Annotated in this window: 3 protein-coding genes; all 3 read right to left on the bottom strand. The window is 22.5% G+C overall.

Translation table 4 applies throughout. The features are described 5' to 3' along the window. Positions 1-7,163 precede the first annotated feature (7,163 nt). Positions 7,164-7,841 carry a UBA domain-containing protein gene (locus MAGTDC_RS01325; RefSeq protein WP_146656719.1) on the bottom strand — a complete coding sequence of 226 codons (678 nt, stop codon included), beginning with the start codon at positions 7,839-7,841 and terminating at the stop codon, positions 7,164-7,166. A 5-nt stretch (positions 7,842-7,846) separates the two neighbouring features. Further along, the gene (gene rpsB, locus MAGTDC_RS01320; protein WP_146656718.1) at positions 7,847-8,935 is read right to left on the bottom strand and encodes a 30S ribosomal protein S2; all 1,089 of its coding nucleotides are present in this window, start codon (positions 8,933-8,935) and stop codon (positions 7,847-7,849) included. Positions 8,936-12,537: 3,602 nt separating this feature from the next. Further along, complete coding sequence (locus MAGTDC_RS05390) at positions 12,538-12,660, bottom strand: hypothetical protein (protein ID WP_278046899.1); 123 nt, start codon at positions 12,658-12,660, stop codon at positions 12,538-12,540. Between the last annotated feature and the right edge of the window lie 8,660 nt (positions 12,661-21,320).

The raw sequence follows: 21,320 nt of genomic DNA, 5'->3' as shown, positions 1-21,320 counted from the left end.
TTATATCTGTATTTCATGTGGTTCTTGTTAGTTATGTTGTACCGAATGGGGTTATTTAGTTAACATAGATATTTAGGTGATGTTAGTACCTTGGTGGTAGTGTTGGATTTTAAAATTAATAATAGACAGTATATTTGGTAGTATAAAATGAATTTAGAATATGAAAGTTTAGTTCTAATAGCTGTGGTTAATAAATTTTATAATATAAGCCCCTCTGATAAGAAGGTTGGTGTATTAATTGTTAATATATTTGAAATGATATTTAAATCTTAAGAAAGTAACAGGATTAATTTGTTAATAATTATTGAACTAAACAAAATGTTGTTAGGTCTAGGTGTTTGTTGGTTTGGTTTTAGTTGTTGATTTTGGTGTTAATATAACAACTATAACTGTTATTTATTGGTTTTATTTCTTGTTACTGATTATTCATTATTATGATGTTAAATATCAAACCAGATTTAGGTATATTTATGATAGTAACGAGTTATGTATTGTCTCAATGTTTATAGTAGTCTTAATAAAGATGGTGATAATGGTTTTTTATTAGTAACCAATTAACATTAACAAGAATAATTCACCATATGTTGGTTTTAAATATATCATAGTTTTAATTTATGTTAGTTTAGTTTAATGTTGGTAGTTAACCTCATTAAAAATTACATGTTTAATAGATCAAGATTAATAAATGTGAGAATATGGTTGCATTTGATGTTGATTTTGGAACGGGGTTTGTAACCAAACAAATATATGTTATTCGAGATAATAGCGGTATTAAATCCTATTCTACCAGTGTTAGATTTAATGAATAGCTATCAGTTTAATAATAATTATCAATAAAAACTGATATAAATCAAACAAGGATTGGAATCAAGAGGTTAGTATTTAAGTTGTAAATTGTTAATGCGTGTTGTTATCACGTTCTAATTATTTTATTAACATGAAAGTGTTATTAGGTTGATGAATAAATATCTCTGATAAAATAATAATGATTTAATACTAACAACAATCGATGATTATTGGGGATATTTAAATGTTAATGTCTCTGAGTCCAGAGAAAGGTAGGTTGATAATAATTTATAGCTTTAGATTTCGAGTACAAAATAAATGCAGTTTGGCATTACAAAGATTATTATAGTTTGTATTAATGGTTTCAGAAATTGAGTTAATCTTATTCTATCGATTTCATTCGAGCAGGGTTGTTAAATCTAGGGTGTTAAATCTAGGGATTACCCTGTTGCAGACTGCATTTAATACATGTGTATTGTATTTTAATAAAAATAACAAAGCGAAATCATTCCTACTAACAGTCACATTTGGCATAAAAATTATTAAAAATAATTAGATATTACTTTGTTTGGATAAGATCTATTACCGATGATTACATAATTTGTTTTTTAAAACCATTAGATATGTTGTATTTTATTAGTTGATAATACGAGACATATTTACATTAGTCTAATTAGTATTAGATCTAAACATGTTTTCGCTTTTTTAACCAATGTCACGTTGTCAAGAAGTTACTTAATAGTACCATAAAATATAATACCTAATATATATATATTTTATTAAAAAATAACAGGGTTACAATATAGACATAGATTCGATTTATTTCAATACAGATATGCTACTGATTTATAAATGTTATTTAGATCACTGATCGTTATAAAGTGTTGAAATCTTTGTTAGTTATAAATTTATTTGATATATTTCTATATGAAAGATCCAACAACGTTGGATTTGAATTGTTTAGATTTTTGGATCTATTATGTATCTAGTAAGGATTTGCTATCATTAATAATACTTATTACAGATTATTTAGGATTTACATTCGACATACGAACTAGATGATTCATCCTATAATGAATCGATTAATTAACAACAAATCATTGATACATGTTTCTATTAACGTATGTGTAGGAGAAATAAGTGTCAATCATGATCAATGACATCTTTAAAAGAATCTGATCTATGTATAGATTTAACAAGTTTTGATTTAATTTAATGAATAATAACTAGTTATACAAATAGTTAATATATTATTAATATTAGAAATAATTTTAATAATATTAGTCTTCAGATGAGTTATTACGTTTAATAAGTAGAATTGAGTATTTGATCAATTGATGTTGTAATATAATTCGGTTTAAAATCAAACATAGAGTAAATCATTATTTAAAGATATATTTAACCGTGACTTTATGTATTGAATTAAAAATAAAACAACACGGTAATTAGGTTTTTTGTTTGTTAATGAAATATTTATATATTTAACTTAAAACTAATATCAATGAATTTGTTATTTAAGGCAAAAAGTATATCATAAATTACTGAAAGATGCCTAAAGTAATTAAGATGTTATAACTTGTTTCGTTGTTATAATTAATTGATTAGATCAAATCATTTCAATGAACAACAAACATGTATAGTTTTTATGGTTTTTCAGTAACAACAGAAGCAATCAGTAATACTGATGGTGTTATGTATGGTTTTATTTAGAATGAAAATAATTTATCTGTTGTTATATGTTTAAGCACAAGAGAATAATAGTAATATAAATGGTATATTTCAAGTTACTAAAAGATGGCTATTTGTTTCATTTTCGTTATTGTAAATTGAAAGAGAGGTGAATTATATGTTATGAATGTTGTTAAAGAACCATTTATCATAAGAATAAATAAATTGTTCAAGGATATTTTATAATTATATTAGATAAAAATTTGTAAACGATAAACAAAAAATATACATGTACATGCATGTATTTGTGTTGAAATATTGGTTCTTTTATTTGTTAACAATAATCCCATTAAAAGAATAATAGCTGTCGATTGTTATTGATCAAACAGGTTTAAGTTTTTTTAACGAATATTATTTTTTGTCTAAATAATTATTGAATATGAATAAAGTTAAATTAATAAAGAAACATGAGATTAGTTTATTATGAAGAAATGAGAAACTGTTACGGAATGTATACAAATTGAAGTTATAGTGTTAAGGATTATTGATCAGATGTTGGTAGTTTTGATTTGTGTATGTCGATCATAAAGAGTAGTAGTAGTTACTGGTTATTTATGATATATTAAGTATATTTGATAGTGTTTAGAATTAATTATCTGATACATGAACGTATTTTATTTTGAATGTTAATAGATTACAAATAGAAATAAAGGTTAATATTCTTACTGTGTTGACTCATGGTTTGTTTATTATGGTTAGTAATAGACTTCTTCATCTGAAATATTTATTAGCTAGAATAGACATACATCGACTCATGTTTATAAGTTTTGTTATATGTTAATCTCATCATTAGATGGGGAATGGTAAGTTCATTATTTGAGACAATAAGATAAATGTTAAAACTATGAAAGTACTCATGGTATAAACAAATGTTAATAGATGTATAAACTTGACTTGCTTTGAACCAAATGATTGAAGTAGAAATAAATTACTAAGATATATTGAAATTAATTGTATATACGGGAATTGAGAATTGGTTTTTAATTGGAACTAAGTCTTTGGATTTTGGTTCTTGAAATTAAAATTTTAAAAAAAATGTTCAGAGTCTAATAAGACAGAGATAGTGTAATGTAATGAACCATTTGGTGTAGGTAATATCAAACTGTTCTTACAAAAAAAATGTCGAACCAATTAATTATTGACAAAATTATCTTTAAGTATTGAATGAAATAAAAAAAATTAGAAAGAATTAAGATTTTATTTAGTGTTTGGTTTGGTCATAGATAAAACATGTATTGATAGTGATATACTAGAAGATAAATAATATTGATAGGATACATATGGTAGGATATTTGTTGTTAATGAATTAAAGATATATATATTAAATTAGAAGTTATTACCGTTGAAATTATTTCTTTTATGGTTGGGTGTAAATCTGGATGGAATACATTACTAACAGGTCGTAGGTAATATAGCGGTTAACATCATCTATATATTTAGAAGTTAATAGTTCGGTATAGTTTTTATATGTATTGAAATTTATATTAAAATAAACAACGTACATAGGTTTTTATGATGGTGATCTAAACATCTACGTTTATTAGATTTTATCTCTTAATTAGACATATTGATGTTGATTGAAAGGTTCGAACTCTCAGATTTATTATAATTTATAATGATTAAATGACTTAGTATCATTAGACCAATATAAAACTATTACAACGTTGTAATATCCGAAATATTGAGGGATTTAATCTAAATTTATATCAATGTATAATAAACATATTATTATATTATTGTTTAAATATCAGGTTTAACTTCGTTGGAAGTATTTTATAATTAAGTTATGGCTTAAGACATATAATTTATCTTAATATGTCATTGTATACAGATCTAAAATAATTATGAATATCTTGGTTTTGTTATAACCTATAGACATTTATTTATAGTGATTAGTCATTATATTTATTAAAAATATTCAATCAGTTTTTTTTTGATTATATTGTACCAATGATCCCAATATTTTTTGTATCAGTAGCTTATTTGCTATCATTAATCTTAACACCACTACAATTAATATTAATGTAGTATGATAACTTAATCGACATAAAACATATAAGATTAGTTATGTTAATTAAAGATTAGAACTATTTATACAACATTGATATAAAAATACAACACCGTGATTATTTATATCATATAATTATATATTTACGATTTAAACATTAGCGATCGAATGTTTTTAATTTTTAAATAACGTTTACATTAACAATATAAATTTATTGATAAAATCGGTTAATTTAAATCAGTAATAAACTTAGATCAATATTAGCTATACTTATTTATCAAATTGTTATAACGTTTATTATTTTAATCGAACTGTTAAAAGAGTAATCGAACCATTACAATTCGAACAACTAAATGTTGATATCATCTATCGATGTAAATTATTAGAATAATTTTTTATTATTTAACGTAATTTAATATTTATATCATTATCGATTGAATTGAGATTATATAAGTGATTCTAACCAAATCTCATTATAATAAACAGAATAATAACAAAGTAAGTACTTGGTTTGTTTTATTGAAATTTATATCAACGTTTGAAATGTTCACTTAATATTAAAATATATATATGTATTATAATAATCAGGGTACGATATGTTGTTGCCGATGTTGATAAGTATTTTTAAAAACTTAAATTATTTAATAAAGTATATCAAATAACATTAATTTTTTACACTGTTGGTTATTAAGTAAGCTGTTATTTAACTATTAATTATATTAGTAATAACAATCTATTAATTTAGATGGACTGATCAAGACGATGGAAGTTATGTATAACGTTGTAACTGAGAGAAAATGGATATTGTTAATTAATTTTATAAATAATTATAAGGTATTTCAGTTTTTATATAAACAATGTTAATATTCTGATGTTATAACAGTTGATTTTACATGTAGATAAAAAATATATATAATTGAATAAACTATAAACATATTAACATCATTTGGATTAATTCTTATTACTTATGTTTCAAACTGATATGTTCAACATATTGATGTTTAATATGTTTAATGTTCAATATGTTTGATTTTAATATATTTTTTCGTTATTATTAATTTTTAATACAAAATAAACAGATTTAACAACAAACAAGATAGATTAGGAGACTAATTATATTAATGATATTTTCCTTGATGAGATATGGTGTTATGTTGTTAGTTTGATTAAAACATTATTAGTAAATTTAATATTAATATTATATTATATATATTTTTGATTTAGAAACAAAAAATTTGTTATCATTTATCCTGTTTTATGAGGTGATATTATGGGCATAATGTCATTGTTATTAAGATTACAACTTCTATAAATCGAATTCAGTTATAATAATTACTGTTTATATTGGTAGTTCTTTAGATGTTATAATTAGGATATATAGTTTATATGTAAAAAATTATTGATTATTATATTATATATCGGTCCATGTATTTCATTTGATTAAATAAATTAGAATTGATGAGGTTAACACTATATTAATAAGTTGTTATAATCTATTATTAATAAAGTAAGTAAGAACTTCTGTTATTACAACGTTGTATTGGTTATTAACGTAATAACATGTTTGAATTAGATTGAATAGTATATCACGACAACATTACTTAATGAATTCTATTAACTATAGATTTATTAGTAACTAAATACATAAGATGCTAATAGTGAAATTAAAACTACATGTCTAAACGTTTAGTTCCATAAAAATATTTATAATATATTTAATGTATGTTTCTTATTCCAAAGGAAGTATTATGTTAGTTAATGATATTAAATTTGATTTAAGCATTTAATCATATTTGGTATTAATATTTCCAATAATTTAATATAATTTCCAATAATTTAATGTATTTTACTTATTAAACTTATATTATAGGTTACAAACGTATATGGTCTAAAAAGATATAATTTTGGTTATATTGGATGTTATTCATTATTTTGTTGTTGTAATTTATATTAATATCAATCATGATGTATACATCGTCTTCGGTGGTTAGCAGCAATAAGTAGTTGAAGTGATAAAATTACTTTGAAGATTTAAAAGAATAAAATAATTTAAATGTTGAAAGAAATTTACTATATAAGTGTCAACTTGTTGTATTTGTTGCTATCGAAAAGTAGTGTTTAATAAGATGTAAGATAAGTGATTTACAATGTTGGTAATAATGAGATTAATTTTTAATTTCCAATTATTTAAATGTTAATACGACAATTGATGAAACCGTATGATGTTAATAATTTAAGCACATTATCATTATATGCAAAGGGGTGTCTAATTTTCTTTTAACTTTTTTAATAGCTAAACACCTCTAATGGATATACTTACGATTTCTATTATCTTCATTACAGATTAACATAACATTGAACCGTTTATAAAACGATTATAACATGAATTAATGGGAAGAGATTCTAACTAAGAACTAGTATGTTACTATCCTAAAAATAGATGTTATTGGGTATTTATGTACCGTTGACATATCACATCTATATATTAAGTTAAATGTATTTATTTTTTGTTTTTGAATTAATTAATAACGGTAAGATTAATGGAAATAAATCGACACAACGTTGTGATGGTAATTGATAAACATACTATGTAAGTAATAATAATTCACATTAATAAATAATTTACGTCATATTTATGCATCTATGCCATAATAAACACGCGTTGAATACCAACAAAACATTTGTTTAAGCTTGAAAACTTATTAATAATATTACCCATAGTTTGTTTGGTGTTATATAAACATTCGGATTTTAGAATTGTTTTAATGTCAACAACCTTTTTATATATAACATAATAGCTTAGAACTTGTCGACTAAATATCCTTGCTAGAACAATTAATTTCTTTCTGTTACATGGATATGACGAGATAACGGATATAGCAAATTTTTTACATATAAATTCATTTATCTTTTCATGAAAATATAATCCAAAGGTATTATTACTATATTTTAAGCCAACACATGAAGCTATTACCAGATCATTAACAACGTTTATATTTAAGATTTTTTCAGAATTTAATTGGTGATTTTGAATAATTTTGTTTAGTTTGTTTCTTAGTTCTCATATACTTCGATTATTATATACCTCGGATTTTGTTGTTAATTTAAAAATATATAAGCCGAATCTTGTACCAATTCAACTTATAAAGTGATCACCATTTACATCATATGTTAATAATCTATTACTTTCGATTTGTGCAGTTCTTAACGCATCGATATAGTTACCATTGTGTTTACTGATAACCTCTTTACAGTATGAGATACTTAATCCAGTTTGTTTTCTTAAAGTTATTATTAATTTAATATAATTTCCGTCCATCATAGTTAGAATCTATAAGTTACCACTTGATTATTTAATAGATATTTGTTATATTTATTTTTAACTAATGCCATCATAATCTCTAAATCTTTTATAATTTTATTAACAAACAAGACAAGATTAACATAACGGGAATCATTAGTTTTTAACATTGATATTATTTTATGTTTTAAATTATTAACCACCACTTTTAATGGTGTAAATTTATTATAATTTCTTAAAAGAGTAAAGATGTTTTCTAGATTCAAATCTAGTATCTTATGTATCATATTCGGATTGTTATAAACGGATATTATCAATCGTTTATCTTCTATAAACTTCTTTCTAAATCTCAAGCATACTGAATTTAGTTTATGTTTACCAATGTTGTTTAATATATTCTTAGTATCAGATTCATTTAAATATTTTCTCCAAATCATGTTTGCTTTTTCAATAATATTTCAAAATAACTTACAAATAAAAGATATCGCTTGTTTTGAATCATTATTGATTAGAATTGGATATTTTATTCCATCTAAATTACTTTCCAACGATGTTACACCAATAATCGGTATACCTATAGTATTTGCATCTTTAATTATTACTTCCGATCCTTCATTACAAAATAACACTATAACATCTGGTAGTTCCTCAAGTTTTGATGAATTGGCAAACAATGATATTATATCGCTTGATTTTCTGTGATAAAAATCTGATAAACGTCTATCTCTAGTTCTAATTGATCTTTCTTGATAATGAGTTGATCATGTTTTTGCTGTTCTAAAAGTATTTCAATTAGATAGTAATCCACCTATTGGTTTCATAACAAAATATTGATTTGTATTAGATAAATAATATCCAATTGAGTTAAGATCTAAATGCTCATTACCAATAAATAATAAACGTTTACCTTGAGATATTTTAGTAAAAATTAAGTTTAATGCTGATTCTAATGATAATATTATCTTATTCATATTCAATATCCCAACATCATGCCATATTCCTAACATAATAGGTTTCAATATGGCTTTGTTTAAACTTATTTTTTTATCATAGTGGATCCCGTTCACAATAAAGGTATTAATATCAGTTAAACTTATTCTATCTCCAAACAAATTATTTGTTACCTATTTTGTTATTGGTAGATGTTTTAACTATTTGATATAATTAATTATTTTATAGTTTAGTAATTTTTAAAACGATTTAATTTAATTAGTGTTATAAGCGATAAAAATAATTAAAAAAAAATATTAAATTAATACATAGCATTAGATTATTGAAATTCGACCTAAGATTTAGATTAAGAAACAGTCTTGAAAGAATAAAAATAATTAAGAGATTTCTTTATGTTCATGATAGCAAATGTTGGTTTTATAGCTTGATATTAAATTTTATCTTAAAATATTACACATAAAATCATTATCTGAGATTAGAATTAATAAATAAACCACACATCAAATATTTATTGTAAATTTAATTCAGGATAACAAGAATATATTAGTTGATTATTTGAATAAACTAATAATTGAATGATTTGAATTAAATTTAAAACGATATAGGATAGAAGTAATCTAAAACATTCATGATGTTGTAATGATTCGTTATTCTAACGTAGTTAGAGGTATAGTAAGCACAATCAGATTGTTGGTTGTTGACGTGTATTTAATTAATTTGATAGAAATAATAAGATTTTAGGTAATAGTTTTTAATAGGTGTTTAGTTCATAAGAAGATGTATAATTCGAATAAAAGAAGAAAATTTTACTTAATGTTGAATCATCAAAGTGATGACTTAGTAATGAAGACTTAGTTAATTCTGAGTTATGATATTGAAAAATAAACAATATTATAAAATAAGATAAAGAATAAATTTAAATGACCAAACCAACAAGAACAACAAATCTAACAAAGTACTAACATATCTATGATGTTAAGTCGTTAGTATGGCAAAGAAATAGATCGTATTAGTAACGTTAGACTTAAAGAATTCATTGTTTAAACTTAATAGAATAAAAATTTTAAATAAATACAGGCCTTAGAATTTAGATTGTGATGATACTCTCAATATCATTTGTTTGTTAGTAACAGATTTAGATGTATTGATATATAAGTCCAAATTATCTCTATTATTTGAAACTACTGGATAACTTATAAATCTGGATTATATATATCAGTAAATTATAAAAAAACTTAAAACATATGTTAATATAAACGCGATGTTGACGGGATATTATTAATAATGGTATCTAGAATATATTAATTTAACACTGATAAAACGAAATATATTGAATTATGAATTAAATATTTTAAACATATATTTGATGGCGTTATTAATGTTTGATGTTAAAATTAATAAAAAATTACAAAATGTACTAAACAAAACTTATCACCTAGTGTTGATCCTTGATTAATAGTAAAATCTTATTCTAATGGATATTAAATTAACACTTGGTTTTTAAAAATTATAATATATGTCTTATAAAGGACCTAATCTTTTGTCAATATATTTGTTAATATCTTAAGCCCACTTTAATTAACAACGTTGGTCCAGATAAGTAACATTAACAACTAACTACTATGTTAATAGACACCGATGTTTATACTAATATATTTTAAAAAATTAGAGATTATGAAAACAAAAAAACTAATTAATTAAAGATATAAATTCTATCAGCTAAACTCATCACTTAAAACGATTACAACAACAATATGTAATCTATAACTTTTAATAATAAAATACATAATTCTAACAAAAAAGACTAACATAATATACTCAGTGTTTCAAAATTATTAATTTTTTACTTTTAATTAACTATTAATATCGTATAAATGTCATAATAACTTATTATTAATATAAGATTATTAAACCACTATATTAGCTATCAACATAGCTAACAATATAGTAAGTTTCTTGTTAGAATTAACTCTATCATATTTTCATATTATTTTAAATTTATGTTAAGGTTTTTTCTTCCATTCTTAGTCTCATCATTGAAATTTATATTTAAATCATGAATGTAAGACGATTAATATTATCACACAGAATTGGTATATTAAGGTATTGTTATCTTGTTGGTACAAACTATGAATAATTTATAAGAAATATTTACTTACTGAAAGTAGTATAATGTTATTAGTTATCCCACTAATATAATAGTTATCACTTATATTTATTCCTAAATTTACATTTCAGTTTTTTATTACTGTCCAAATATTAAAATTATATAATTTATATTATGATTAAAGTAACATAGGTTAACGTTTTATTAATTTAGGTAAATAATATTTAGTTGAATAGATTGATAACGTAGGTTCTCGTCAAGATTAACATCTCTTTTTTTTTGGAATTCCGATAGATTAAGCTCAGAACATTTTTTATATCTGTTATTAAAGTAGAAATAAACCTACTATTAAAATGATATTATAATATTTAATTCACGAATTAATTTTGAGCTTATTGATAACATTTATATCATAGATTTGTTAACACAAATTTTACCGTCTAACTTGAGAGATCGATAATAATGTGAAAAAAAACAACAACAAAAATGCTAGATAATAACAAAATATGCACCATATGTTGACATCTTTGTTTTAATCACTATAAACCTTGACGTAATTTATACTCCCTCATTGGTATTCCATGATACTTTTAAAAGAGTTGATGGTAGAAAATATTTGTATTTAAAGCTATAAATGTTATAACTACGCATAAATATGCATAATGTTGTATTAGACATTAATTTAAATATTTCTATTGGAACCAATAATATCATCCTGTTATGACAATAAGTATTAATGTGACAGAACGACATATAATGGAAATAGGAAGCAACATAGATATATGTCACGTAATACCTTAATTAAAGTAGTATTAGCTAATTGTATTCCAGTTAAATCATCATACAATAAACAATATTACAAATTCTTAATACTCTTATCATAGGATATCTTAAATGAAGATTACCAACTCACATAGATACCAAGTCAAGAAAACACCTTAATTCCAACTAGAATAACAACCATCACTGTTGAGATTATAAAATATACTCATCAATTTAAATCATAAGTCTCACAGTATACATGTAATAAACTAAAACATCCATACCTATATAATACTATAAACATAATTAATAATGTTATACCAGATCTTTCAAAGATTAGATTTACCTGAAAGTTTAGATATAATCCACTTACTATTTCAAACGTTTGGTAGTATTAATGTATAGACTTTCGGATGTCAAAAATCCAAACAAATGTTAAAACATTGTAAGATTACTTCCTACTTAAAGTTCATAGAATACTGTGTTGCATCTTCTATCCAAAACATAAATAGTTATAATAGTATTTACTAACGCTAACATTATTTTAAATAATAAAGTTGTAACTTAACAACATCCAAGCTATAAGTGACATTTTAATAAATCTTATTTTTTTTGTGTTATAATCATTGAGATAAAGTTTGATAAAATAATTATAGATAGAATACATGCCAATATACTTACAAATATAACTAGATCTACTAATCTATAAGTATAATAATTAGCATTAGATAGTGGGGATATAAGATCCATCTCGTTATAGAACCATAGTTATTAAACGTTCCTTTTATTAACATCAATGTCACTATAAATTAATCTAAACAACAACAAAATAAAGAAAGAATATAAACTGACTACCTTCATAGCCCAAATCATTAGACATAACTAACTTCGAAATTAATAAACTACCCATACTATTGATAAACTATTGGCAGCACCATATAAAATATCAGTATTAACATATGTACTGTTATCGAAGAATGTTATCGAAGAATTATATAAACGTTTTGGTTCTATCATCTATATTCTTCATCTTTTATATATTAATTTAACAAGTTTTTTGTTGTTAACTTGTATTCCAAGATGTTTTAATTTAATTCTCAGCAAGACTCAACAAGATTGATAGTATTCTAGTAATTACGCCAAACATTTAATAAAAGATTATATAATATCTACCTATTTCTAACATGATTCCATAACATCAATCGAACTTACAACATTTATAATTATTTCTCCCTAATCATTCACCAACAAGTACCACAAATATTATAAAGGTTTAACATTGACTGGCTATTAGTTTCTACAATATGTTCTATTTACTTATTAAGTTTATGATCTATGTTTCAGTATCTTAAATACATTGTTTGGATTTAACTACTTTTATCAATTTTATAATGGTTACTAAATCTTTCTTGTAAAGTAATTTAAACAAACAATTAACATGAACATATGATTCTTGATTACAAGATCTTAGACATTACCTATAATTATATACATAGGAATAATTATTTTAATCCACCGTATCATTTATTTTCTCAAAATTGTATTTGTCTTAACTAAACGATAAGAAATAACCAAATGAACCACATCATTGAATATATCCAATATTTTAATTATTCTAATAAGCCTAACAAATTTATAATTTATTATTAGTATCTTTATAGTTAAGATTTAAATTAATTTTCTTGAATCTAATCCTTCAATTTATGTTGTAAACATGTTTGAGCTGGAATTAAACTTATTACCAATTAAGTACATAAATTATAGTTTCAACATCATCGATGTTGATATTGTTTTAGTATAACAGCCGATCTCTTCTAGAGACATCTAATATTTTATAACTTTAAACAAATAAACGTATACAGAAATACGTCACAAGCGGTATATTTATTTATATAAATCTTAAGAGTAATTACCATTTGTTTATAAGATAACAACATTTTTACTATTTTATAACATAGAATTATAATTAATATTATAACGACCGCTAATATTTGAAATATATAAAATAATTATAAGCTTTATAAGTTAAAGTATTTATTTTATTATTGAAGTTGCTAATAAATGTAATTAATTACCAATCTAATAACTTATTAAAAATACAAATATTTCATTATTTAAAAAACTGTAACTAGAATTAATATCAACAACAGCCTGTTTATAATTAGAATTTTGTTTTGTATTTGATATTAATATTTTAGATAAATTAGTTCTTATTCAATTCATTTAACCACATATATATCTCAACTCACCTTATATTTGGAATAAGACAACAACTATTGGTCTAAGCTTATATCGGTTGTAACCGATGTTACCATCAACAATTACCCCTGTTTTATTAATTTCTAACATATCATCTTACTTGTCTATCTTGATTTTATTACCTAAATTGTAGACTACGACATCATGAACAATATTATAATGATTTGTTTCCTTTCAAATCCTAATCATTTTTTATGATTAAATAAATATTCAATTCCGACATGCTGACATTATCATTATTTCTTCAACAAAATATAAACTATTAATAACAGCTATGATTTACTAGTATTAACTGATTATAATATTCACCTTATCTTTATAAGTTTACCCAATCGTGTATGGATCATACCAATATGTTATGATCAATAATATTTATCATTATTTAACAAATTACTGATTCAATTCCGAACCAACGTCCATTTACATAATTGATAAACATAAAATTCCATCTAACATTAGTTATATAGATGACATAGATGACATATAATATACTATATATAATATATGTATAGATTGGATTAGCGGAAACATCTGTGTTGACTTTATCGGATGTTGTGGTTATATCCCAACATTTTATCCACTAGTTCGTGAGCTATTAAACCAAAATATTAATTCAACAAAATTTTTAATCTTTAAAAAAGAGAAATACACCTTAACTTAAATCAAGAATTACCTATTCTTAATACTCTGAAACAAATATCTGATAGCATATGATGTTAGACTTAGAGATCAATTCATTTAATAGATTATTTCCTACATAAACTATTGTTTATATACATTAAATAAAATTCTAAATAGAATTTGTAAAGTTTATTCCAATTCTTGTTGTTTATGTAGTTATTTTTAAAAATCAATTAAAATATAACGATTTAAGATGAATAGATATTCAATTATAATGTAATTATGGTAAATAATAATATGATTAGCGATAATAGAACCTTATCTCTTCAAAAAAAAAGGAACCATTATTTAAACCTAATAATTAAGTTATAACTATGCCGTTTTATTATTTCTATTGCCAATGTTATACTTATTCTCTATTATTCCAACCAATATCTACATGTTAATTTCACCTAGTATGAATTACTCTTCATCGTTTTAATAAATCTTTCGTTTTAACATTAATGACATTAACTGTTTATCTTTATATTTTATTTCTTACAATTTAAGTTTTATTTTAAGTTTTATGTGTGTTCACTTGTTTATAACAATTTATACCATTAATTTTCTCTTTATTTCTTGTCAATATTCGAATAATTTCTTAATATCAAAATTTATAATAACGTCATTATAGGCTGAACATATTCGCATATAAAAAACTATTATAATTTTGTTTGCATAAACATAACATCTGTTAATAATTGTTCTATCACAAAATATTATATAGATTCCAATCTTTATAATAATATAATTAAATATTAATAACTTAATATACTTATTATCGGATTTAATATTATTATCTTATTTCATATATATCCTATGACATATATTATCCTATGAGACCTTAATTTAATCGATCATAAACAACAAAATTAGTAAATAATCAATGGCTTCTTTCGTTATTTGAATGTCAAATTTTTAAAATATACTCTTAATTACCTATCAGTGTTATAATATTTATCTTCATGATAACTAAATTATAATGTTAGGATAATAATTTTTATTGTATTATAACTTCTTATATACTCAGTATTAACATTACGGTTTAATAAGATATTATCCTTACCAATTTATATATTAATTACTAAGTAAAAATTCAATCAGATGAATAAGAGATATTCTAATGATTACAGAATTAGACTAAATTGCCAACTATTCCTTATATCATCTTATTTACTAAAATGTTTAAAATACAACATTCAAGACAAATTATTCAAATCTTTTTTTAGATTAAAAATTTCAAAAGTTGTTCTTCTTGTTAGTTGCTAACAGCTTAGTGAATTTATTTATATTTGTTTGATTCATTGGTAAATTTACTAATGAGTTTTTTTTGTTTATCAGATATTTATATGATATCTTGGTTGTACTTCTACAAGTAATATTCTGTATCAATTCAATCTATACGATTGATTTATTTTTTATCTTTACCTGTTAGAAATCATTCATCTCAATCCAGATATCTCAACCCATACCAATATATATAATCTGTATGTTTATTTTGATAGATTATTAAGAAATCTATATACACATTCAAAATTAATCAAGCATATACTAACCTCAATATAATCTTAATATAATTTTATATTTTATACTAAATATAACTATTTATTATCAACATATTCAAATATGTCCAAACATGTTATCACATTAGTATATGTTACAACACAATTACAATATAATACCCAACTTTGTTAATAATATTATTTATCAATAAAATATTTTAAAAAAAAAAGATTAGGACCAACATAGATTAGAAGTAAACACACGAATAAGACACATTAGATATCATAGTAAATTAAATAACTAAATAAATGCTAAGACTACTTGTTATTTTGTTGTTATAATCACATCAATTTTATCGACCAATCAACAATTAATTGGAACATTCAACCAATAAAAATAGATACAAGTTACTAATAATATGATGTGAATTAATAATATGAAACATCTAGATTTAAAACAATTTATACTTGAGATAAATTTTTTTGTTGGAACTATATATAAATCATAAAAAAACTTTAGTAAAAGTACTAACCATAAATCCTATCATCAATAATGATATAGATATAATATATAAATTGGTGCATAAATATATCAAAATATTATCATTATTAAATTACTTGGCTAATCAAATTAACTTAAATCGAGGTATATACAATTATGTATTGATTGCTAAAATAGAATAAATCTAGATCTTAATAAAAACAAGATTACAATCAAGATGATAACAATATGCGGGAAAAAAACACGAATAGTATATATACCTACCATATTTAATATTTTATCATAATCTTACATATTTAGTAATGCAAGAAATATGGACTTAACTCCTAAGAAAGTTCATTTAAGAACTAACAACATGTTAATCCCAATAGAACAGTTAACATCAAAAGAAACCAAAAATATCGATGTCTATAGTTTGAAGTTTTATAATTTCAATTATTTGTTGATTGATTAATTTAAATCAAAGTCTTGGTTATATATATTGTTACAACGCTTAAGAACATTTATCTGGTTAATATTTAATCTATTTTTATGTGATATATAATAATATTAATTTTTACTACGCTTATTTAAATTTATTAAAATTAACCTAAATAACACTTTTTAAAAAACCTAATATTAATAGTTTTGTTATTTCATAATTTCTATAATATTGATATTTTAATATGTGAAAAACTAATATAGACATTATATCTAAATTTATATCTATGGTTAATAATTACAAATCGAGGTTAGTTAGTTTATAAAACAAGTGACTTACTAAGTGTATGGTATTCTTTATCTATTACAACGTTTGAACATAGTTTTGAGTTATTCAAGTAATCGTTTTTTTATCATGTTTTAAATTGTTATATCTGCACCTTAATATTTGTTCGATTTGTTACTTTTGTTTTATTCTTATCTTAAATTAACTTAATGATTACTTCATTTTGATGTTCTCTAGAGGTTATAATATAAATATCTTAGTTTTAAGAATCAACTTTAAATATAAATCTAAACATAGATTACTGTTTTATCTCTATATCTTTAATATCTACTAAACGTGCTTGATTTCTACTAACTGCTATGTTAATTATGCTTATTAATCAAACACAGAGAGGTTCTTTGTTCGTTGGTTTATTATATTACAAAAAATTTCATAAATCCCCTTGCAAGAATGAGTTCTTAGAATTTTATTAGGTTTATTAGGTCTTAATAAGTTTACTAAATATTAGTTTCTAATATCTAGAATTATACGTCATTTATCTTTTCATTCATATTAACAAAAAATTGAATAATATTAATACAATACATTAAAAGCATTTAATCTCATTTAATTCATTATTCTTTATTGAACTATTTTTAAGTTATATCTTTCCATTTTCTAAATGTTTGATAAATGTTCGATATGCCATACGATATCATATTTAAACACCATTCAAATATTTAAGTTTTAATTTAAATAACTATTATTATTAAGATAACAAATAATACATCTAATGTATAAATGTTCCTATATATTTATAATCTACCATAGATTAACAATAATACTTTTGTTAAAACTGATTTTAATTTTCTCTTTGTTAGTTTATCTCTTATTTACACCTAATAAATTTATACAGGTTTAAATACATCAATGTTGAATTTATTTAAGGTTTTAAACATTTAATATTATCCCATTCATGTTTTTTCCGGTTTCAGTATTAACTAAACACAAATCATTCTAATTATGACATGTTTAATACTCCTAACATTATCAATATTTAAAATCAACATACCAATATGGTTTGTTTGTATTTGTTGTAGATTGGCATTTATTGTACTATAAATAATTCGATATATATGTTTATCAATACTTAATTATGTTACAAGCCAGTTATATCTAATAGATTTAGATCAATTAGAACCATGTATTAATTTATCAGAATTTAAACACCCAATTAAGTTATTATTAATTATATTAATATATATAACTAATTTACTAGTTGATAACTAATCGTTGTTGTTATTGTTTTTTTGTTGAATATTCTTCCATATTTTTTAATTCATATCGGTGTATCAACAAAATGTTGTATACTATATATAATGTTTCATGTAATATTAATATGTTCTTCATCAAGTAGATTGATTGATTATTAATTTTTTCTTCGATTGTTTTTTTTGATTTATTTTCATCCATGAGTAAGAACCTAATTTCAATTGATAGGTATATTTATGATTTAAATAATAAACGATGTTATTAATTTATAATATTTAGAAGTATTCATAACATACAATTATTGGTATAACATCATTTTAAATAGAAACAATCATCATTTAAAGATGGATATCTGTTGGTTTATTCTATCTAATATCTAAATAAATATACAACACTATTACAACGTTTAAGATCATTAAACGACAGTTCATTTTTTATTGATATTATCAAAATATTTTCAATTATAAGATGTTAAGTCTTAGATACCAATAGATTTTATTTAAAATATTGGTTAAGGATTGATAATTTATTATTATTATTAGTGAAGTTTATAATTGTTATAAAAATTAAACATATAAAAGTAATATTGTTTGTTTTCAATTGTTAGTGTCAGGAACATTGAAAACTTAGTGGTTGTTCAATTGTGGCTACCATATTAACGAATTTATAACTTATTAAAGAAATCTGATGAAAAACGAAGTAATTAATTTATTAAAAAAATATAATATGAAAAACAAAATTAATTTAAGAATACTTAATGAATAAAAGATTAAAGATATTAGTCTAGAATCATTTGGTTGAGACTTCCAAGAAATTAATTAATATCTGTAATATGATATCTAGAACATAAAATAACAAAAAAGGAAAAAAACTAAAGATCTTTAATTTTAGTTCAACGTTGAGTTAATAATGTTATGCTTACTATTGAGATTAAGAAATATTATAATAACTAAAGTAGACTAAACAACATAGGTATAATAACTTGTTAAATATATATATATATATATACATATTGAAGGTTGTTATCAGATTAATAAGTTGAAACGTTATTAAAAACTATGAATTAGGATGATAATTTTTTGTTATCATTGATCATGTTAATTTTTTTTAAGTTTAATCAGATATTAATATTGATAATGTTTGTCTGATAGATGTTTACATCAATTTTATTATAAGTTTAATATTCATGTTGTTGTTGTATTGAATAAATTATAATAATAATGTATTATTTAAAACAGGGTAGTTAAATTAAAAGATTACCGCAATACAAATAATAAAACTTATTAAAATAACATTTATCCAAATATCCATAATCATTGGATTGTATAATGATAAATTACACACAAATCCCTTGAAGATTATATACAAAACATTTAATAATGTTACATCGTATTTTGATAATGTTATACATATATTAGAAGTTAGAAATATGAGAGTTAAATGTTATTTCACATTCTACACCAACGACTATACCCATTGATATAAAGATTAGGGTTTAGGTTTAAAATAGATGGTTGATGTTACAAAAAAATAACATAGGGTGATTACAGCATGGATTGAGGTTGATTTTAGAGATAATAGATACTATTCTAGGAAAAAAGTTCTTCATTTGAACGAAAAAAACCATGAACAACTTAGACAAAAAAACAACCAAACGTTTGTTCGTATAAGATAATAAAATTAAATCTCATAAGAATAAAAGAATATTGGTATGATAATCAATAATAGATGTTAATAAAACAATCTTCATTAAGAAGTCGTTATTTATAATTGATAAACAAAATAACATCGGGAGAATTCATGATGGAAATACCAACATGGATTGTTGTGGTTTTTAAAAAAGGGAACATAGAATAACGATAACATTAGATGTTGTTTCTAAAAGTTTAAAGACAGATTTGTTCTGACGATGTTTAATTTAATGCCATTAGATACTCCTGATCATATTGATTATACTGCTGAAATGGAAAAACCTTATGACTTATCGAATGATGGTGTTATAACATTAGATGTTAAATGTTGGTGTTAAACTTCAGACAGAAATGATTAAAAAAATAAACAAACGTTTCATACCAAGAATAATATTTTGTAGTTAAATATACAAAACAGGATCGGATTATTTTATTAGTTCCAACAGTTTGATTGATATATTATATATAAAAAGCATTATTACTACAAATGCCAATTAATACACAATCAAAATTCCATAGGATAATAGACATAGATTAAAATAAAAGAATTTAATGCTAAAATCACGATAACAAGGACCTAACATGTGAGATCACGAACATTTCAAATTAATACAAGTACATTGACAACAAATAGTGAATGGTTTTTTTCATTGATAAGATCATTAACTCCAATTACAACAAAATAACAACATGTCTACGATACAAATAACCTAGATAATCATATGTATAATATTATAATAAGATTAGTAAAAATTTCAGGTAAAAGTATTTTCAATTATGTTCAGAAATGCAATCAAAGAAATCATTTAACTTGTATTAGATGTAATTGTTAATTATTTATAATTTCTTGGTTATTAGACAACCGGTTAGAAGATTTATTATAACAAACAAATTTATAATACCAACAAATATCATACCAACACATCATAATATTTCCATAATTTATTTTATAATCCTTTTTTTAGAAATTTTATATAAAGATAACAACAAAATCCAATTAAAATCTTGGTAATATCAAGCTAATTCTCATGATTTTGATGATATTTGATTAAATATCTAGATGTGAACATTTACAATAATTTATGTTTTTTATCTTTACTAAACTA

The organism is Candidatus Hodgkinia cicadicola, assembly GCF_002774925.1.
The sequence above is the reverse complement of the archived record's forward strand: the minus strand, read 5'-3'. Positions and strand labels throughout refer to the sequence as shown.